The sequence below is a fragment of the Flavobacterium ajazii genome (assembly GCF_010614725.1).
GTDB classification, from domain to species: domain Bacteria; phylum Bacteroidota; class Bacteroidia; order Flavobacteriales; family Flavobacteriaceae; genus Flavobacterium; species Flavobacterium ajazii.
On the sequence record NZ_JAAEHL010000010.1, the window covers coordinates 126,159 to 146,473 of the forward strand.

General features: G+C 34.3%; 17 protein-coding genes and 3 tRNA genes. 11 read left to right on the plus strand and 9 right to left on the minus strand.

Translation table 11 applies throughout. The features are described 5' to 3' along the window. Positions 1-19 precede the first annotated feature (19 nt). The 4 genes from GWR14_RS17780 to GWR14_RS17795 all read right to left on the minus strand — a co-directional run bounded on the left by GWR14_RS17780 (position 20) and on the right by GWR14_RS17795 (position 6,872). A complete protein-coding gene (locus GWR14_RS17780; RefSeq protein ID WP_163410429.1) occupies positions 20-1,420 on the minus strand; it encodes a RagB/SusD family nutrient uptake outer membrane protein in 1,401 nt (466 codons plus the stop codon). 4 nt (positions 1,421-1,424) lie between these two features. Next, positions 1,425-4,919, minus strand: coding sequence for a SusC/RagA family TonB-linked outer membrane protein (locus tag GWR14_RS17785; RefSeq protein WP_163410430.1), 3,495 nt, complete (start codon positions 4,917-4,919; stop codon positions 1,425-1,427). Between the two features lie 142 nt (positions 4,920-5,061). Continuing rightward, the gene (locus GWR14_RS17790) at positions 5,062-6,249 is read right to left on the minus strand and encodes a FecR family protein (protein ID WP_163410431.1); all 1,188 of its coding nucleotides are present in this window, start codon (positions 6,247-6,249) and stop codon (positions 5,062-5,064) included. A gap of 68 nt (positions 6,250-6,317) precedes the next feature. Further along, positions 6,318-6,872: an RNA polymerase sigma factor gene (locus GWR14_RS17795; protein ID WP_163410432.1), complete on the minus strand. Its 555-nt coding sequence runs from the start codon at positions 6,870-6,872 to the stop codon at positions 6,318-6,320. Positions 6,873-7,163: 291 nt separating this feature from the next. Here GWR14_RS17795 and GWR14_RS17800 point away from each other — a divergent pair, with 291 nt between their 5' ends. Beyond that, positions 7,164-7,940, plus strand: a complete 777-nt coding sequence (locus GWR14_RS17800; protein WP_163410433.1) for a carbonic anhydrase family protein — start codon at positions 7,164-7,166, stop codon at positions 7,938-7,940. A gap of 241 nt (positions 7,941-8,181) precedes the next feature. Here GWR14_RS17800 and GWR14_RS17805 read toward each other — a convergent pair. The 3 genes from GWR14_RS17805 to GWR14_RS17815 all read right to left on the minus strand — a co-directional run bounded on the left by GWR14_RS17805 (position 8,182) and on the right by GWR14_RS17815 (position 8,441). Next, positions 8,182-8,255 (minus strand) — tRNA-Arg (locus tag GWR14_RS17805). A gap of 14 nt (positions 8,256-8,269) precedes the next feature. After that, positions 8,270-8,344, minus strand: a tRNA-Pro gene (locus tag GWR14_RS17810). Positions 8,345-8,357: 13 nt separating this feature from the next. Next, a tRNA-Ser gene (locus GWR14_RS17815) sits at positions 8,358-8,441 on the minus strand. Positions 8,442-8,682: 241 nt separating this feature from the next. Here GWR14_RS17815 and GWR14_RS17820 point away from each other — a divergent pair. The 4 genes from GWR14_RS17820 to GWR14_RS17835 all read left to right on the plus strand — a co-directional run bounded on the left by GWR14_RS17820 (position 8,683) and on the right by GWR14_RS17835 (position 12,774). Beyond that, a complete protein-coding gene (locus GWR14_RS17820) occupies positions 8,683-9,861 on the plus strand; it encodes an acetyl-CoA C-acyltransferase (protein WP_163410434.1) in 1,179 nt (392 codons plus the stop codon). 68 nt (positions 9,862-9,929) lie between these two features. Further along, on the plus strand, positions 9,930-10,691 hold the full coding sequence (locus GWR14_RS17825; RefSeq protein WP_163410435.1) for a C40 family peptidase: 762 nt from the start codon (positions 9,930-9,932) through the stop codon (positions 10,689-10,691). A 95-nt stretch (positions 10,692-10,786) separates the two neighbouring features. After that, on the plus strand, positions 10,787-11,566 hold the full coding sequence (locus tag GWR14_RS17830) for an ApaLI family restriction endonuclease (protein WP_163410436.1): 780 nt from the start codon (positions 10,787-10,789) through the stop codon (positions 11,564-11,566). Further along, positions 11,563-12,774 carry a DNA-methyltransferase gene (locus GWR14_RS17835; RefSeq protein WP_163410437.1) on the plus strand — a complete coding sequence of 404 codons (1,212 nt, stop codon included), beginning with the start codon at positions 11,563-11,565 and terminating at the stop codon, positions 12,772-12,774. The genes GWR14_RS17830 and GWR14_RS17835 overlap by 4 nt, the downstream gene beginning before the upstream one ends. A gap of 59 nt (positions 12,775-12,833) precedes the next feature. On the opposite strand, the gene GWR14_RS17840 is transcribed toward GWR14_RS17835, so the two are convergent. Next, entirely contained in the window at positions 12,834-13,679 is an 846-nt protein-coding gene (locus GWR14_RS17840) for an AraC family transcriptional regulator (RefSeq protein WP_163410438.1), read from the minus strand. A 116-nt stretch (positions 13,680-13,795) separates the two neighbouring features. On the opposite strand from GWR14_RS17840, the gene GWR14_RS17845 reads away from it, so the two are divergent. From GWR14_RS17845 to GWR14_RS17860, 4 genes are all read left to right on the plus strand, one after another. Beyond that, the gene (locus GWR14_RS17845) at positions 13,796-14,782 is read left to right on the plus strand and encodes an aldo/keto reductase (RefSeq protein ID WP_163410439.1); all 987 of its coding nucleotides are present in this window, start codon (positions 13,796-13,798) and stop codon (positions 14,780-14,782) included. A gap of 437 nt (positions 14,783-15,219) precedes the next feature. After that, the gene (locus tag GWR14_RS17850; RefSeq protein WP_163410440.1) at positions 15,220-15,825 is read left to right on the plus strand and encodes an NAD(P)H-dependent oxidoreductase; all 606 of its coding nucleotides are present in this window, start codon (positions 15,220-15,222) and stop codon (positions 15,823-15,825) included. Between the two features lie 2 nt (positions 15,826-15,827). After that, positions 15,828-16,106, plus strand: a complete 279-nt coding sequence (locus GWR14_RS17855) for a putative quinol monooxygenase (RefSeq protein WP_163410441.1) — start codon at positions 15,828-15,830, stop codon at positions 16,104-16,106. A 91-nt stretch (positions 16,107-16,197) separates the two neighbouring features. Continuing rightward, positions 16,198-16,662, plus strand: coding sequence for a DUF3291 domain-containing protein (locus GWR14_RS17860; RefSeq protein ID WP_163410442.1), 465 nt, complete (start codon positions 16,198-16,200; stop codon positions 16,660-16,662). Between the two features lie 115 nt (positions 16,663-16,777). Here GWR14_RS17860 and GWR14_RS17865 read toward each other — a convergent pair whose 3' ends face one another. Then, the gene (locus tag GWR14_RS17865; protein ID WP_163410443.1) at positions 16,778-17,485 is read right to left on the minus strand and encodes a class I SAM-dependent methyltransferase; all 708 of its coding nucleotides are present in this window, start codon (positions 17,483-17,485) and stop codon (positions 16,778-16,780) included. A 229-nt stretch (positions 17,486-17,714) separates the two neighbouring features. Here GWR14_RS17865 and GWR14_RS17870 point away from each other — a divergent pair, with 229 nt between their 5' ends. Both GWR14_RS17870 and GWR14_RS17875 read left to right on the plus strand, forming a co-directional pair. Then, the gene (locus GWR14_RS17870; RefSeq protein WP_163410444.1) at positions 17,715-18,596 is read left to right on the plus strand and encodes a LysR family transcriptional regulator; all 882 of its coding nucleotides are present in this window, start codon (positions 17,715-17,717) and stop codon (positions 18,594-18,596) included. Between the two features lie 319 nt (positions 18,597-18,915). Beyond that, the gene (locus GWR14_RS17875; RefSeq protein WP_163410445.1) at positions 18,916-20,193 is read left to right on the plus strand and encodes a DUF2130 domain-containing protein; all 1,278 of its coding nucleotides are present in this window, start codon (positions 18,916-18,918) and stop codon (positions 20,191-20,193) included. Positions 20,194-20,315 lie beyond the last annotated feature (122 nt).

Sequence of the window (20,315 nt, forward strand, 5' to 3'; positions counted from 1 at the left end):
TAAAATTATTATCGTTAAATTAATTACGGTCGTTTTCTCCAATTTCCGGGTTTGCCAAAATGTATTTAGTAGCAACTGGCACAGCCCATTTTTTACTATTAGCCTTAAGCTCTGCAGTCTGACCATTATACTTGTGAGTTAAATTTATATCGGCATTGTGAAACTGATTTAATCTTTTAATATCGAAAAATCTTAAACTCTGCCCTACTAACTCTAATCGTCTTTGAGTTAAGACCATATTGATAACTTCGCTTTGGCTTGTACTTGTCAAGGCTATATAATCACTTGCCGGGATACGATTTTGTCGTAAATAATTAATATCGGCTAAAGCGGCATCTAAGTGATTTAATCTGGCATTACATTCCGCTCTTACCAGTAAAGTTTCCGGTACAGAAAATCCACAAAATCTAAATGTTGTAAAATAGGAAGTAGCAAACGCGTAATCACTGCCTGCAATACCAAATAAAGTGCTTAAAAGTCCAAATTGTCGTTTTCTTTGGTCTTTGCTTTCATATAGATTATATAATTCTGGCGTTACTATTAATGTTCTATAAGGCATTGCAGATTTTTTTAACCATATTACTTCCGGGTTATTTTGGGGTTGCGGCATATTAATAATACTAAAGGAAGTATTTGCAAGAGTGTTATAATTAAGTAACTTATTATTAAGAGCAAGAGTCATATCTGCATACTTTAATGCCATTTCATAGTCCCCCATGTATAAATATACCCGGGCTAAAAATGCATAAGCTGTTACTTTAGCCGGCCTGTGTTTTAGAGTTGTATTGGCCTGCGAATCTGGCAGGTATTGAACGGAAGAAGTTATATTTTCTATAACATGATCATAAATTTGCTTTACCGTTGCACGTGGTAATTTTACACCTTCTAAATCAGTAGTGTTTCTAAATGGAACCGCCAATACACTAGAGGCAGTAGCAGGATTATAATGTGTGGCATATAAATTTACTAAAGCAAAATAAGCATAGGCATTGTGAATTTTTGCTTCTGCCAGCAGCGCTAATTTCTCTTCCGTACTGCCCTGCGCATTCATTATTTCTTCAGAGACAAGATTGGTAACATATATTTGACCATATAATTTTTGCCAATCCACATCTTCCTGATCTGCGTTGAAAAAATTATCATTCCATAAGAACATATTCTGTTCATTATCATTCAGTACTGAAGTTGCATTTGGATTATTGTATTGATATTCATCAGCCATTAAATCAGTATTGGCAGGTGAAACTACAAAACCAGGTGATTTAGAAGTAGCAGTGATTGTAGACTGATCAAGCAACAATCTGTAATCTGAAACTTTTTGAGGAATAATAATCCCTTTAGGTTTTATATCCAGCCACTCCTCTCTGTTACATGCCGTTAATGATATAAGGCAAATAAATACTATATATATTTTTTTCATTTCGTTAAAAGTTTGCTTTAATATTAAATGTATAAGATGCTGGCATTCTGTAATACATGCTTTCCGGATCAACATTCCATTTATTAAAAGTAAAAACAGCCAGATTATCAGCTTGAAAACCAAGCTCAAATTGTTGAATACCTATTGCCTTTAATGCAGTACTGTTAAGATTGTATCCTAAAGCTATTTGCTTTAATCGGATATGACTTGCATCATCAATAAACTGATTTGCGTTTGCGTAATAATTATATCCGGCTTTAGCTAAATCATTTGCCAGCGCAGGTAATCTTGGTATAGTAGTATTGTTTTCATCCCCCGGATTTTGCCATCTTTTATCGTAATCCTGATGTATATGTCCACTATTAAGGCCATAACGGATATCATAATAATCTAAAACATCCCTATTCTTAAATACATAATCAAACTTATAGGTAGTAAGAATTCGAAGATTAAGATTTTTATAATTAAAATTATTAATCCAGCCTCCATAATATTTAGGTGTTAAAGAACCATTGTATACCAAAGCATTTACATCTGTAATCAGTTCACTAACCCCCTGTTCATTTCTGCCATTCACATCAATTACGTCTCCATTTTGATTTAATGTCAATGGGTATCCGTTTGAATCTAAACCGATATAGTTATAACTAAACAAATATCGTAATGGTTTCCCTTCTAATGGTTCACCGTCTAAGTAGGTATTAATGGTTTGGGTAGGTACATCAACTTTCGTTACTTCATTTTTATTATAACTAAAGTTTAAGGTTGTTTCATATTTAAAATTTTTATTCTTGACGATTCGGCCAGTTAACTGCATATCTACACCTTTATTGGTCATAACTCCGGCATTAACAAGAGCCGAATTAAAACCTAAAGTAGAGGATATAGAAACCGTCGATAATAAATCAATACTCTTTTTGTAATAGTATTCAATGTTCCCGCTTAATCTGTTATCAAAAAATCCAAAGTCTAACCCCAGGTTTTGTACAAAGGTCTTCTCTAATCTTAACGATGGATTTTTTACAGTAGAAACAAAAGCATATTGATTATTAGTTTGAGAATCTCTTGATAGTCCTGCCTGTAAAAACGGGCTTGTACTATTATCTACGTTTCCGTTACTGCCATACGTTCCTCTAAGACTTAAAAGATTAATATTCTTTATTGATTTCATAAATGGCTCTTCATGCAGGTTCCATTTAAGTCCAACTGAATACAATGGAATATTTCTATACTCCCTGCTTCCGCCAAACAGGTTTGCATCATCAAGTCTTATACTTCCGGAAAGAATGTATTTTTTTTTGAATGAATAAGCTGCATTACCAAAATAAGATATAAATCGGTTCTCAACTTCAGTTATTGTTGTCGGATCATTAAAAGTACCAGTTCCGGAAGGAGAAACATTTACTATGGTACCAAACGGAATATTAGCATAGGTTAGGGATTCCGGATCAAATCCAAATTTTGATGTCCCAAAAGTATTACTTGTCTCTTGTCTGATTTCATAACCTGCAACAGAAGTAATATTATGTGTTCTGTCGTTAAATGATTTGTCTAAATTAAGCTGGAACCTTCCGGAATGTGTTTTATTTTGTCCAAATTGGTTCGCCAAAACACTTCCTTTTGGTATTGTACTTACATATTTAGCTTGTGCTGTATTATAAGCCGTATAAGTATTAACTAAATTTCTTACATAATAAGTTTCTTCATTAAATAAGTTATTCACGTTATTCTGCCCCCATTCATACTGATATTTACCCTGAATATTTAAATAATCAGTAATGTCATATTTTAATTCCGATTGCAAACGAATTAATGTTGTTTTAGTATCATTGTTTTTATTATCATATTCCTGCTTCAGGTTGTAATCCCATGAATAAGGATAGTTACTGGCTGTTGCAGCATTATAAAAGCCATAACGCTGTGGCAAATATTCTCCATTACTTCCCAGTATATCCTGATATTGGGGTAAACCTCTGTAATCAGAAAACGTTAATCCGTTGTTTTTTTGACCGTAAGTATTAAAGTTAAAATTTAAATTCAGCTGTAATTTTTTTGAAAGATTAGTACTGTTGTTCAGGTTAACAATAATTTCATCCCGATCGTTATTTTTAAAATAATTTAAATTTTCGTTTTTATTATAGGTAAGTGAAGCACGATAGGTACTGCGTGTTCCCCCTCCTGATATACTGGCGTTATGTTGGGTCCAGATGCTATTGGACATAAATAAGTCTTCAAACTCGTTTCTATTGTCTTTAGTCAACAAACCATTAATAATACCATCTGCCTGGCTTTGTGTAATAGCTCCATTGTTTAGCTTTAAATAAGTATCCATGCCTTTACTTAACATTGGCGGTCTGTAATTGGTTGGATAGGTAACCCATCTATTGTCAGCTCTGTGTTTTTCGAATTGCAGATAACTGGATGTAGGAGCGTATTTTAAATCATCCAGATCGTATCTTGACGTAATTTTAGTTATGGATGATAAACTAACTGTTGGTGTTTCTTTACTACTCCCCTTTTTAGTCACAATTACGATTACACCATTAGCTGCTCTGATCCCCCATATAGAAGCCGCAGCAGCATCTTTAAGGATTGATATACTTTTTACATCATTGGGATTAATAGAGTTTAAATCCTGAGAAACCGGAAAACCATCAACAATAATTAAAGGCTCATCATTAGCATTAATCGTACTTAATCCTCGTATAGTTACCCCGTCTGTATTATCAAATAAAACACCGGAAACCTCTCCTTCAATTTTTGAAATAATATCCTGGGATATCTTAAAATCCAGAACATCTTCATTGATTTTCTGAAATGATCCGGTTGCTCTTTCTTTCGAAATGTTTTGATATCCGGTAGATACTATTTGCAAAACATCAAGCTCTGTAACATTTTCTGATAGCGTTTGATTTATTACTTTTTGAGAATTAACTTTTACTTCAATGGTTTTAAAACCCACATAACTAAATACGATTACATCCTGAGGTGAAGATGCTTCTAATTTATACATACCGTCAAAGTCAGTTGTAGTACCAGTCGTGTTACCTTTTATATGGACCGTTACTCCCGGAAGCGGCATTCCTGATTTATCAGTTACCTTTCCCATAATCGTTATTTTCTGGGCAGGGGTTACTCTTTTTTTGATTAAAATCGTGTTTTTACCTGACTGTAAATATTCATAATCAGTATTGTCAAGTACTTTTTCTAAAATTTCATCTACAGTTAATTTACCTTTTTGTATTAAAACTGAAGGTAACTTGTGATTTAGATCCTGTTCGTAGACAAAATGATAATTGGTTTGCTTTTTAATTAAGTCGAAAACTTCATCAATTGTGCGGCTTTTACTCGACTCTACCATTATTTTTACTTGTCCTAAAGTATTGGCAGGACTAAATGCAAAAAGCATAGAACTCATTAGAAGCAGAAATGTTCGCATAAGTAATACGGTCAGCCGTTTCCATAATAGGGAACCGGCCAAATTTAAATTAAAATTCATAAATTTGTTTTTGGTTAGTTGGACATTGGTTTAATTAATCATTTATTTATCGAAGAGAGACGAAGTTTTTCACCGCCAAATGATTCAACTTCGTTCTCTTTTTTTGTTTACTTTTTAATGTTTTTACCCTGTTAATTTATTTTTACTGTAAAATAACTGTTTTACCATTAATAGTGAATTTTGATATAGCACCTAACTTTTTAAATGTTTCTAAAATTTCTACTATACCCTGATTTTTTTCAAACAAGCCATTAAATCCTTGATTTTGTAATGCTTGATTTTTAAAAACAACATCGATATCATACCACCTTGATAGTATCAATGTTATTTCTTTTAATGATTTTCTTTGAAAACTAAATACACCGTCTTTCCATGCGATATCGTCATAGACATCCACCGATTTGGTCTGCATGGTATTAGATAATTTATTTAGAACAGTCTGCTGATTAGGCACCATTTGTACAATTTTTTCGTTATTTGACAATTCTACTTTACCTTCTACCAAAGTGGTTAGGATATTAGCCTCATCAGCATAGGCTTTGATATTAAATTGTGTACCCAGCACTTCAACATTTTGGCCTTTTACTTTCACGTTAAAATGAGAACCATTGTGGGCTGTACTTGGTGACACTTCGAAATAAGCTTCTCCATAGACCAACTCTACATTACGGGGTTTTCCGTTAAGGAAACGATTCGGAAATTTGAGCTGCGACTCGGAGTTAAGCCAAATTTTAGTACCATCAGCCAACTGCAGTGAGAATTGTCCGGCACGTGGAATAGTCAGGTAATTGTATTCAATTTTAATATCGCTGTCTTTGTAAGCTACGTTTTTATCATTGGCAGAGATTCCGTCAGCATTATACGTATTCCCTTGCCCCAGAACAATAGTCTTACCATTACCTAATACCAAAGTAGCCCTATCAGTTCCTGGCTGGATTGGTGCTGACTGCACTATTACCGGCACTGACTGAGTATCTGCTGTACTGCTGTAAAAATAAAATCCCAGACCTAAAAGGACTAACAGGATTGCTGCATATCTCAGGAAATTAAAATTGAGTTTAAATACTCCCGGTTCTGAATCAGATAAATCGGTATGCGGAAAATTACTCAGTTTCGGATGTATATTTTTCCAGGCTTTGTTCTTATCAATAATCTTCTGAAATCCTAACTGACGTGATTTTTTATAAAGTTTTACATACTCTATAAAGAAAAGTTCATTATCCGGACTCTCATTAATCCAGTTCTGAAGTGTATCAAAATCTTTCTGATCCAGCTCTTTAGAGAGATAAGACCCTATTAATGATACTATAGTAGAATTTAAATTATCCATAATTAAGCTATTGTTAATTATATGATAAAAAAAGAATAAAAATGGGTGACAAAAAATTAAGTTATTTTTTATTTTAACATTAATAATGCAATCAAAAGCGGAGAATTGCGTAGTTTCTTCAATGCTCTCCCATATTGTGTTTTTACAGTATTTACAGAAATACCGTACAATTCAGCAACTTCTTTGTATTTTTTATCATCAAGTACAATCGCCTTAAAGATTTCTTTACTTTGGTGTGGCAGTTTGTCAATTTCTTGTTTCAAACGCATTAATTCCTGATCTGGTGATATACCAAAAGGCATTTCGTCTTCTATCAATTTATTAATTACTTCATCTAATTCTTCAAAAACGAATTTTGAATGTTTTCGCATTTCTAAAACACTATTGTTTCTAACGGATCTATGTAAATAAGCACTCAGTGAATCCTCAATTTTCAGATAACGTTTTTCATTCCAAAAATCAACGAATATATCCTGAACAATGTCCTGCGCGATATCATAGGAATCACAATATCTCATAGAATGCATACAAAGTGTATCATAATACTCATCAAAAAGTATCTTGTAGGCTGAAGCATCTCCTTTTTTTAGTTTTACTAAGATTTCGGAATCGGTTTGCTTCATGGATGCGAAGGGTTAATGTGGCATTATTGGCTTTAGAGAATCAAGGTGCTAATATACCTATTTCGGATTAATAAAATCTAATTAATCTTAGGGTTCCTTTATTGCCTGAAAAAGATAAGTTAAAAAAATTAACCGATTTGGACAACTAATACAGTTAAGTGCGAATTTAAATTTAAGAAGCTGTTTAAAAGTAGGGAAACACCACCTCTTGCTGTTTTATATAAAATTTAAATAATACACGGACATGCTGAACACCGTTTTACAAAGTAAGCAGATTAAATTAAAATAAAAATGAACAATCAATTTAAATCAACTGTAATGCTTTGCTTTGCTACACTGTTGATTTCCTGCAACAATGGAACAAAAACCCAAAAATCAAATTCAATTTCTACTCCAACAGAAAATTTAAAGCCTGTAATTTCACATGTAATGACCAAGGAGGAACAAACCAGACTTACGCCTGACGCTATTTTAGAAGAGTTTATAGAAGGAAATAAGCGTTTTCAAAGCGGCACAACCACTGTTCGTGACCATAGCAAGCAAGCCCGAAAATCAGCACCAGGACAGTTTCCAAAAGCTGTTGTATTGAGCTGTGTGGACAGCCGTGTACCGGTCGAGGATGTTTTTGATCAGGGGCTTGGAGATATTTTTGTGGGAAGAGTAGCCGGAAATTTTGTAAACGAAGATTTATTGGGCAGTATGGAATTTGCCTGTAAAATTTCGGGCGCAAAATTGGTTTTGGTAATGGGACATCAGCATTGCGGAGCTATTAAAGGAGCAATAGACGATGTCAAACTCGGAAATATTACAGCCATGCTTTCCAAAATAAAACCTGCCGTCACAATGAGCCAGGACTTTAAAGGAAAAAAGACCTCTAAAAATGATGAATTTGTAAAACATGTTTCAGAAAACAATGTATTTTATACTATAGCCCAAATTCGTAAAAAGAGTCCTATCCTTAAAGAAATGGAAGATAAAGGAGAGATAAAAATTGTTGGGGTATTTTATAATTTGACAGATGGTACGCTTGAGTTTTTAAATAATAAGCATTCGAAAATTATTTATTGATTTCTGTCTAAACACAAAAAAGATTTTCAGTATACTATTTCGAACGCAAAATTTGAGACAGTCTCTTTTTTTTGTGATCCCAGAAGGATTGCAACTAGTAGGTTGCAAACCCGCATCAATTCTATGTTTTCATTATTTCAAAAACCGTTTGCCACGGTTTTGCCACGCTTTTTTCATCGATTTTAAAAACTACGAAATTATAGAAAACAAAAAGACCCACTCGGTATGAGTGGGTCTTCTGTGATCGCAGAAGGATTCGAACCTTCGACCGCCTGCTTAGAAGGCAGGTGCTCTATCCAGCTGAGCTATGCGACCATTATTACAAAGTGTCGGGGTGGCAGGATTCGAACCTGCGGCCTCCTGCTCCCAAAGCAGGCGCGATAACCGGGCTACGCTACACCCCGAGGCAAAATTAAGCGGAGAGACAGGGACTCGAACCCTGGCGACGGTCACCCGTCGACAGATTAGCAATCTGCTCCATTACCGCTCTGGCACCTCTCCTTGCTCAAGGAATTGCTTCCCGTTTTGCGGTTGCAAATGTAAGACAACATTCGATATCTCACAACTATTTTTTCTGTTTTTTTTATCTTTTTTTAATATTTTTTCAAAAACACTTCACAATCAAACGAATAGAATTAACAAAAAATTCATCTTAAATTTAAAATTCGCCCTACTTAATACAAAATTTGAATTTGTTCAAATAAACAGTAAATTTGCTTTACTAACTAATATTAAACAGAACATGAACAAAAGAGTTGTTATCGTTTCTGCCGTTAGAACACCTATCGGAAGTTTCATGGGAGGTTTATCTACCGTACCCGCACCAAAATTAGGAGCTGCTGCCATAAAAGGGGCTCTCCAAAAAATCAATCTTGACCCTAAATTGGTCGATGAAGTTTTCATGGGTAATGTAATTCAGGCTGGCGTTGGACAGGCTCCTGCTCGTCAGGCAGCTTTATTTGCAGGCTTGTCTGAAGAAGTTGCTGCTACCACAGTAAACAAAGTGTGTGCCTCAGGAATGAAAGCCGTAATGTTCGCTGCTCAGGCAATTGCCTGCGGAGATGCTGAAATCGTAGTAGCGGGCGGAATGGAAAGCATGAGCCTAATTCCACATTATGTGCAGATGCGTGCCGGAAATAAATTTGGTCCTGCTACCCTTCTTGACGGTATGCAGAAAGATGGCTTAACAGATGCTTACGACAACAACGCAATGGGAGTTTGCGCTGATGCATGTGCAACTGAATACAACATCAGCCGTGAAGAACAAGATGCTTTTGCAATCCAGTCTTACGAAAGAAGTGCTAAAGCCTGGGATGCCGGAAAATTTGACAACGAAGTTGTTCCTGTAGAAGTACCGCAAAGACGCGGTGAGGCAATTATATTTTCAAAAGACGAAGAATACACTAATGTAAAATTAGATAAAATCCCATCTTTAAGCCCAGTTTTCACAAAAGACGGAACTGTAACTGCTGCAAACGCCTCAACAATCAATGACGGGGCTGCTGCTTTGATTTTAATGTCTGAAGAAAAAGCAAATTCATTAGGTTTAAAACCTCTGGCTTACATAAAAGGCTATGCTGATGCTGCTCAAGAGCCAAAATGGTTTACCACAAGTCCTGCAAAAGCGCTACCAAAAGCTTTGAATAAAGCTGGAATTTCAATCTCGGATGTTGATTTCTTCGAATTTAACGAAGCTTTTTCTGTAGTTGGCTTAGCCAATTCAAAAATATTAAATCTCGATAATGATAAAGTAAATGTAAACGGCGGAGCGGTTTCGTTAGGACATCCTCTCGGAGCTTCAGGGGCACGTATCATTGTTACATTACTGAATGTTTTAGAACAAAACAATGCAAAAACCGGAGCTGCTGCTATTTGCAATGGCGGCGGCGGTGCATCAGCAATTGTTATCGAAAGAACATAAACAATATCTCAAAAAATCAGGAGTTTTAAATATAACTCCTGATTTTTCAACTTTATAAATTTCCTTAGATGTTTGGAATTTGCAATCTAGCCATAGTACCCGTTCGAGCTGAAGCCAGTGACAGAAGTGAAATCGTTACACAGCTTTTGTTCGGAGAACATATCGAAATCTTAGAACGTCAGAATCAGTGGGCGCGAATCAGGATTCAGTTTGATGATTACGAAGGCTGGGTAGACTCTAAACAATATCAGGAAATCACCAAAGAGCAGTTTAATCAGTTAAGCAAAGAAGCCATCATTTTAAACGCCGATTTAATTGATTACATCACAGCTCCGAATAATTTACTGCTTCCAATTCCGCTTGGAGCTTCTTTATCTTTTTTAAATAGCAACGAAATCAATATTTCAAATTTTGATTTTGAAGGAACCAAAACCAGTGGCATAAAACCTAAAAGTGCTTTAATAAAAACTGCTTTTATGTATTTAAATGCTCCGTATTTATGGGGCGGAAAAACGCCTTTTGGCATTGATTGTTCCGGTTTTACTCAGATGGTTTACAAATTAAACGGTTATAAAATTCATCGCGACGCTTCGCAGCAAGCCAATGATGGTGAACCATTGAGTTTTATTGAAGAAAGTGAACCGGGTGATTTGGCTTTTTTTGATAACGACGAAGGAAGAATCATCCATGTCGGAATCATAATGGAAAACAATTATATCATCCATGCAAGCGGAAAAGTGCGCATTGATCGTTTGGACCATTTAGGAATTTACAATCCCGAATTTAAAAAACATACGCATAATCTTAGGGTCATAAAAAAAATTATTTAAGTTTTTACCATTTCTTTGTAAAACTAAACATAATAGCTATGTAAGTATAGAAAAAGATGAAAAGATCGTAAATTTAACAAAATAAAAAATACAACTTGAAACTATATAATCTAAAAAAAAGTGAACTCGTTAATTTCTGTACAGCAATTGGCATAGATACAAAAGGTAAATCAAAAGAAATTCTACTTGAAGAAGCTGAAATATTTGGAGCTCAAGAAATTGAAGACGCAAAGAAAAATGGTACTGACTATGAAATGCTTTATTCAAAAATTGAGGAACTATCAGATTTATATACTAAAACCCTAAGTATAAAAATTGAAGAAAGAAAAAAAGAAATGCTGGAAGATGATAATTCACATTATCTAATATATCGTGTTTTAGGTATCTCAAATAAAGACGGCCAATTAATTGACGAATATCAAAATGCTGGAAGATTTTTATATAAATATGCTGGTTCATTTTTAGAAGAAGCAGCTATACTTTGTTTCCGATTTAACAACCTAAAGGGAAAAAGAACACTCATTAAAAATAATATTAGCTCAAAACCAAAAACATTTGAAATTGATTTTTTAGACAGAAATAATGCTATAGAAATTAAATGGAAAGATGCTACAACTGACGGAGATCATATTAGTAAAGAACACACAAGAGTAGAGTGTATAACCAATCATAAATATCTACCTATTAGGGTAATGTTTTATTATCCACAACGTTCTTCTGCATGTAAGATACAAAAAGTACTAGCAGGATATTACAAAAGTGTTAAAGGACAATATTATGCAGGAGATGAAGCTTGGAATTTTGTAAAAAATTATACAAGCTATGATTTACTAAAAATTTTGACAGATATCGCAGATAAAAAGGAAATTAAATGAAAGTAGATCTAATTTACAAAGGAAATTGTATAGAAAAATTAATTGAACTAAAATCAAATTCAGTAGACCTTGTTTATTTTGATCCACCTTTCTTTACTCAAAAAAAACATTCTTTAGTTAGTCGAGATGAAAGAAAAAAATACGAATTTGACGATAATTGGAACTCATTAGAAGATTATTTAAGTTTAATAAATTCATGCCTCATTGAATGTAGAAGAATTTTAAAAGATTCAGGTTCAGTATTTCTTCATTGTGATAAAATTGCATCACACTATATTCGAGTTGAATTAGACAAAGTATTTGGAATGAAAAACTTTAGAAGTGAAATTATTTGGAGCTATAAAAGATGGTCAAACTCCAAAAAAGGACTTTTGAACTCTCATCAAAATATTTACTTCTACTCTAAAAGCGATGATTTCAAATTTAATCAATATTATACTGATTATGCATTAACTACTAATATTGATCAAATACTACAAGATCGAGAAAAAACATCGAACGGAAAATCTGTATATAAAACTGACGGAAAAGGAAATATTGTATTAGGCAAAGAAAAAAAAGGCGTACCATTATCTGATACTTGGGAAATACCATACTTAAATCCAAAAGCTAAAGAAAGATCTGGCTATCCAACACAAAAACCTGTTTTGCTTTTAAAGGAAATTATTAAAATAGTAACAGATGAAGGTGATCTAGTTGTAGATCCTTTTTGTGGTAGTGGAACGACTTGCGTAGCAGCTAAATCAATGAATAGAAAATTTATTGGAATTGATATTTCTAACGATGCTGTAGAATTAGCCAACACAAGACTAGAAGAAATGGTTATAACAGATTCCGCCCTACTCAATAAAGGCTCTGAAAGTTATTTAGAGAAATCTGAATATGAATTATCGCTTCTAAAAAGTATTGAGGCTTTTCCAGTTCAAAGAAACTCAGGTATTGATGGTTTTCTAAAAAATCATTTTAACGAGAAACCAGTTCCTGTAAAAATTCAAGGAAAATATGATACAATTAATGATTCAATTACAAAACTTGAAAAAGCTTGTCAAGGGAAAGAATATGATTTAAAAATAGTGATCCAAACAAGAGAAGAAACCAATGATAATAGATTATTTGAATTAGTTTCTGACGTTAAAATTATAAAATCAGGAAAACTAAGAATTAATGAGTTGTTAATAAATAATAACATTATCAACAATCAAATATAATTTTAAAAATAAGGAAAATAAAAAGATTCTTAATTTAAAGTCCGTTTTTTATTATAAAATCAAGCACTCAATCGAATCGTCTTTCTAAATTCTGAAGGACTATACCCTTTCTGCTTTCTAAAAAACTTATTAAAGTGGCTTTCATCCGTAAAACCAAATTCATATGCAATTTCGTTGATACGCTTATCACTGAACTGTAGACGATGCTCAATCAGTTTGGTTTTGTAATTACTTATGTATTGCTGCATGGTTTCACTGGCATGTTTCTTAAAATAACGACCTAAATACGTATTCGAAATTCCAAAATAATCACTTATAGATTCTGCTTTTATTTTTTCGGGATAATAAATGTTATTCTGAATATATTGCAGAATATCCATCGCTTTTGCCTCCGTATCAATATTAACCTGCTCCGGAAGATATTTTGCAATATTTCTCGCCACGATAATAATCAGTGTATTGACCAATTGCTGAATTAGTTCCTGATTGTAAATATCCTTATCCTTCTTTTCTCTGCAAATCGCTTCAATCATCACTTTTACCAGACATTTATCCGGATCATTTTTAAGAATACAACCCGGCTGATGATTGGCATTTTGAAGAATATATTCCAATCGCTGGATATTCTCATTCTGCAGACTTGAATTTTTCAAATAAATATCATTGAATCTCAAAAAGAAAAATTTCGTTTCTGTTTCGATTGTGAAATTATGACAATCCTCGGGTGTCAATAAAAATAAATGACCCGGATCATAAGTGAAAATATTTTTGTTGATACACTGCGAACCTGTGCCTTCCAAAATATAAACTAGTTCAAAGAAATTATGACGGTCTCCCACATCCGGATATTCACTCAGCGTTTCAAAAGAAACCGTAAAAGGCTCATATAAATTTTCTTTTTTCATGATTTAATTTTATTTGAAGATGCAAATATACCTAAAAAAGACAAAAATATACCAAACAACAATCATAAAAACAGTATAATTTTGCTTCATCAATTTAAAACAAAAAAATCACAATCATGGAATATAGAAAATTAGGCAGCTCAGAGCTTGAATTATCAACGATTACTTATGGTGCTTTTGCGATTGGCGGAACCATGTGGGCAGGAACAGATAAAAAAGATTCAATCGACTCGGTTCACGCTTCAATCGATCACGGTGTTACAACAATCGACACCGCTCCTTTTTACGGATTTGGTTTAAGCGAAGAAATGATTGGAGAAGCTATCAAAAGTCACGATCGTTCAAAACTGCAGTTATTGACTAAATTCGGTTTGGTTTGGGACGGAAGCAACAACGGAAAAGGCGATTATTTTTTTGATGCTGATGACAACGGTAAAAAAGTTCCGATTTACAAATATTCATCCAAAGAAAATGTAATCAAAGAAATTGAAGAAAGCCTGAAACGTCTTCAAACAGATTATATCGATTTACTGCAAATTCACTGGCCTGACATTACAACACCGATTTCTGAAACAATGGAAGCCGTTGAAACCCTAATCCAACAAGGAAAAATCAGAGCTTTCGGAGTAAGTAATTACAATGTTGCACAAATTCAGGAAGCACAAAAAACAGTTCAGGTAGTTTCTGATCAGGTTGCTTACAGTATGCTAAACCGTAAGATTGAGGATGAATTAATTCCGTTTACCCTTGCAGAAAACATCGGAATCATTGCTTACAGTCCAATGGAAAGAGGTTTATTGACCGGAAAATACTTCACAGACAGTAAATTAAAAGAAAACGACCACAGGAACGGTTATTTCGGAAAATTCGATTTACAGCAGGTAAAAACTTTAATTGAAGAATTGAGCTCATTAGCAAATTCAAAACACATTTCAATTTCACAATTAGTACTGCGCTGGACAACTTTACAAAAGGGAATTTCAATAGTTTTAGCCGGAGCAAGAAATGCAGAACAAGCCATTTCAAATGCCAAAACAATGGATTTCGATTTATCAGCTTCAGAATTGGAATTTATCAATCAGGCTATTGCTAAAATAAAATAATTCTCTTTTTTAAACACATAGAAACATAGTTTTGCTTTGTCTATAAAGGCGTTTCACTCACATAAACACAAATAGTCTGCGCAATCTTGTCATTCCGACTGAAAGGAGGAATAACACTAGAAATTCCACAATGCATATCTCCAATCTTTGTCGATTCCTGAGTGTGATTTGCTTCGCCAGTTCGCTTCGCTCGGGTCTCGTTCCTCGAAATGACAAACATTAAGAACTATGTGTTAGAAACAAGTTTCTTTCAATTCCCTTTCTAAAAAAAATCTATGTTTCTATGTGTTAAAACAAATTCACGACAATTAAAATAATTTGGGTGTGTCCCTAAGGGCCGGGCTATCCGTTCCAATCTTTTATGCCAAACCCTGGCAAAAAAGGATTTCCACTCCTATCCCTCACACATCCATTTTCAAAAGAAGTAAACAATTAAAATGAAAAAGATATTTATAATTAACGGCGGACAAAAATTCGCGCACTCAGGAGGACAGTTCAATCAAACCGTTCAGGACTGGACAATTGAATTTCTTTCTAAAAACAACAATTACGAAATAAAAACAACTCATATAGAAGACCAGATCGATCTTCAAAAAGAAGTAGAAAAATTCGTTTGGGCAGATTTAATCATCTATCATACACCCGTTTGGTGGTTTCAATTACCAAACCTTTTCAAAAAATACATTGATGATGTTTTCACTCAGGGACACAACAACGGAATCTACAAAAGCGACGGAAGAAGCCGCGTAAATCCCGATATCAATTATGGAACCGGCGGACTTTTACACGGACGAAAATACATGCTAACCACGAGCTGGAATGCACCTGCAACTGCTTTTACACTTCCGGGAGAATTCTTCGAAGAAACTTCTGTTGATGATGGTGTAATGTTTGGTTTCCACAAAATGAATAAATTCACAGGCATGGAATGCGTAAACGGATTCCATTTCCATGACGTAGAAAAAGGTGCCACACCGGAAAATATCGTTATCTTTAAACAGAATTACACTAAACATTTAGAACAAACTTTTAAAAACTTATAATTATGATTTCGATTACAGCAATTTTAAAAAGTAAACCCGAATATTTGAGCGAAATTAAAAATTTGGTGACACATTTAGTTACCGAAACCAGAAAAGAACAAGCCTGCGTTCGTTACGATTTACACGCTTCAGACAATGTTTTTATTATTTGGGAAGAATGGAAAGATCAGGCTGGTTTAGATTTACATAACAGTCAGTCTTATCTTCAGGATTTCATCAAAAAAACCGAAAGTTTAGTTTCAAGCCCAATTCAGGTGTACAAAACAGCTCAGATTTTATAAAGGTTTTCTAGCCACGACCCGAGCGATAGCGAATAGTCGAAGCGATTCTTGACAAAAAAGCTAAATTCCCTCTTAATCAAAAACACAAACCATGAGTCATTATCATCTTGCAGAAATTAATATTGCCAAAATGAAAGGAGTCGATATCAACGACCCAATAATGAAAGAATTTGTAGATAATTTAGACACCGTAAACACCTTAGCCGAAGAAAGCGAAGGTTTTGTCTGGAGATTAAAAGACGATACCGACAGCTACAATGCTACAAGTCTGAACCCTTACAATGATGAGCAGATTATCATCAATGTATCGGTTTGGGAAAACATTGAAACATTGGAACACTATATGTATAAAACTTTTCATAGCGAATTTTTAAGACGTCGCAAAGAATGGTTTCAGAAATTCGGAAAAGCACATACCGCAATGTGGTGGATTCCAAAAGGTGAAATTCCAACTATGGAAGAAGCCGTAGAAAAATTAGATTATCTGCAGAAAAATGGCACCTCAGAATTAGTCTTCGATCTTAGAAACAAATATCCGATGCCCGTTGAGGTATAAATTTATTCGCCACGAATTGCTTCGCCTATTCGCTATCGCTCGAGTCACGAATTTTATTTTTTAAAATCTATGCTCAGAGCATCGAAATAATTCGTCAATTCGTGGCTATAAAACTTTACTTGATACCTCCAAAAGCTCCAAAACACATGTTTTTATGTAAAATTTCAACTTTTGAGAAACCAACATTCTTCATCAAATCCAATTGATAATTCATAGATCTTGGCGAATCTTCTTTTTCAATATAATCCAAAACTTTCTGACGGTACTCTGCCCCTCCTATTCCTTCCAAATATTCACCATAACGCTGCCAGGTATACTCATTCAATAAATCAGTATCTTGTGTAATTAAGTCCGAAATCATTAAACAGCCGCCTGGTTTCAATAACCTGAACAATTTAGCGAAAGTCGTTTCCCAATCATTATCATCACGCAAATGATGCAAAACAGCACCAGCCAAAATAATATCAAAACTGTTTTCTTCTAAAGCTGCTTCCCGAATATCGCCTTGCTTAATTTCAACTTTCCCATTTGTTGCTGCCGAAACCCTTTCAAAAGCACGATTCAACATTGGCAAGCTCAAATCAACTAACGTGCAATTTAAGTCTGGCACTTTAGACAACATCATTAAAGTATAATTTCCTGCACCACAGCCCACATCCAAAACTTTTTTAGCATTCGGAACAATGCGTTTTGAGGCTTCGGTTATTAATTCTAAAGAAATAGTAGCGTCAATTGTCGCAACCTGACCCGTTTCTAAATTTGAAAATCGTTCGACATCATTGTCAAATCGTTCTTTTATTTCTTCTATAGTTGATTTTTTCATGGTCTTTGTTTTTTGGTTTTTAATCTCTCGCAGATCAAGCAGATTGAGCTGATCTTTTTGCTATTATATGATCAGAGATTATTGTAATTATAGATGATTCATCTTAAATTAATAATCTGCTTCATCTGCCAAATCTGCGAGAGAACTATTTTTATTTTTTCAAAGCTACCTTATTAGCATATACTTTAAAAATACTATTTTTATCATTTAATAATACTTAAAAAGTATAATGGAATTACGTCACTTAAAATATTTCCTCGCTGTAGCCGAAGAACTGAACTTTACCAAAGCCTCAGAAAAACTCTTTATTTCGCAACCACCTTTAAGCCGACAAATAGCCGAATTAGAAAACGAACTTCAGGCAAAGCTTTTTATTCGAAACAATAAAAAAGTAGAACTCACTGAAGCTGGAAAATACTTTAAAGAAGAAACTACAGTACTTTTTCAGAATTTGGAACGCATTTCTGCGAAAACAAAAAAGATTGCAGAGAACGTCTCAGGCGAATTCAGAATTGCTTACATCAGTTCGATTTATTCTTCTATTATTTCAGATTTAATAAAGCATTTAAAAGCACAATTCCCGTATGTCAATTTTAAACTTTTTGAAATTTCAACCACAAAACAAATTGACGCTCTAGAACAGGGAAAAATCGAAATGGGAATTATCCGATCGCCCATTCAATCACCAAAAATAAAATCTGATTTATGGTTTAAAGACGGATTTTCATTGGTTTACAATAAAAAAAACATTCAAATAAAATCAGAAAAAGAAATTACAGACTTAAAAGATGAAACATTTGTTTTCTTTAATAAAGATTACGCACCGCATTATCATGAAGTTTTATTAGAACTTTGTGCTTTTTATGGCTTTACGCCTAAGATTATTCATGAAGCGAATAATATTAATTCAATAGTACAATTGGTCAAAAATGGGTTGGGAATTTCGATTGTACCTTCAAATATTGCAAAAAACAATTCTGATCCGGAGATTGGATTTATTGAATTAAAAAAAGTAAACCTATTTACAAATGTTTCTTTGATAACTTCAAAAGACGATTATTCTGAAATCACACAATCTGCTGTTGCTTTTTTATTGCTACAAAAGCGCTAAGGTGCTTATTTTTTTAATCTCGCAAAGTCACAGAGTCGCAAAGTTTTATTTACCAAATACAAAAAAGAATATGTTTCACGCAGATTCAGCAGATTTGAGCAGATTTTTTTTAAAATCATCTACAGAATCTGCTTAAATCTTATAAAATCTGCGTGAAATAAAAACTTTTCGACTCTGTAGCTTTGTGAGAAACATATTCAAAATCTATCATGACCATAAAAAAAATTCGTTACAAATTAGTACAGTAATCCTCACCTTAAAAACAGAACTTTTAAATATCTTAGCAAATTCAAATTCTACAATAAAACTTCAATATAAAATGGCCGAGCAATCTTCAATTCAGTGTCCAAACTGCGGAACTCCTATCGACGTAAATGATGTATTAAAACATCAGCTTGAAGATAGCATCCGTAAAGAATTTCAACAAAAAGCCAATATTCAAAACCGTGAATTAGAGCTTAAAAACGAACAATTCGAAAAAGCAAAAGCCGAATTTGAAGCGAAGAAGAAACAGGAAAATGAACTTTTTGCCGAGCGTTTGGAACGTGAAAAAAAAGCAGCGGAAAAAGAAATTGGCGAAAAGCTGAAAACCAAGCTCGAAGAAGAAAACAAAGACCGTTTGTTATTGATGGAAAAAGAGCTCTCTGAAAAGTCTGAAAAAATAAGGGAATTAAATAAAATGGAAGGTGAAATTGCCAAATTACAGCGTGAAAAACTGGAAATGAAAGAAGCCATCCAGGCCGAAGCCGAAAAGCAATTAAATGCCCAACTGACACTGGAACGTGAAAAAATCAGAAAACAGGAAGACGATAAAAACGAACTGAAATTCAAAGAACTTCAGAAACAGCTCGAAGAACAAAAAAAGCTAACTGAAGAAATGAAACGCAAACAGGAACAAGGCTCCATGCAATTGCAGGGCGAAGTCATGGAATTAGCCATAGAAGAATGGCTCGCCAACAACTTTCCTCTCGACAGCATAGACGAAGTTAAAAAAGGGGCTAACGGTGCCGACTGCCTTCAGATTGTCAATACTCGTGAACATCAAAACTGCGGTTCTATTTATTACGAAAGCAAACGTACCAAAGCGTTTCAGCCATCCTGGATTGAAAAATTCAAAAACGATATCAGAACCAAAAGAGCGAATATCGGCGTTTTAGTTACCGAAGTAATGCCGGCCGGAATGGAACGAATGGGCATGCGTGACGGGATCTGGATTTGTACGTATGACGAATTTAAAGGACTAAGTGCTGTTTTGCGTCAGTCAATAATTCAGGTAAGCCAGGCGGTTCAGGCACAGGAAAACAAAGGCGATAAAATGTCGATGCTATACGATTTCTTAACCAGCAATGAATTCCGTTTGCAAGTAGAAGGAATTGTAGAAGGTTTTACCCAAATGCAAAGTGATCTGGATGCTGAAAAAAGAGCGATGCAGAGAATCTGGAAACAGCGCGAAAAACAAATCGAAAAAGTAGTCCACAACACCTTAGGAATGTACGGTTCAATTCGCGGAATTGCAGGAAATGCAGTTCAGACCGTTCGGGCCCTCGAACTCGATTTTATTGAAGACGATAATGACGATCCTAAAGAATTAGAATAATTTTTTACCTATTAAATATTAGGAGCTTATTCCAGCTGTACGCTATATCTTTTATGGTCTCGTCCCAAAAACGACCATAAAAGGATGCCGCTACCATCTGGGCTAGGGCAATCGTACTATTA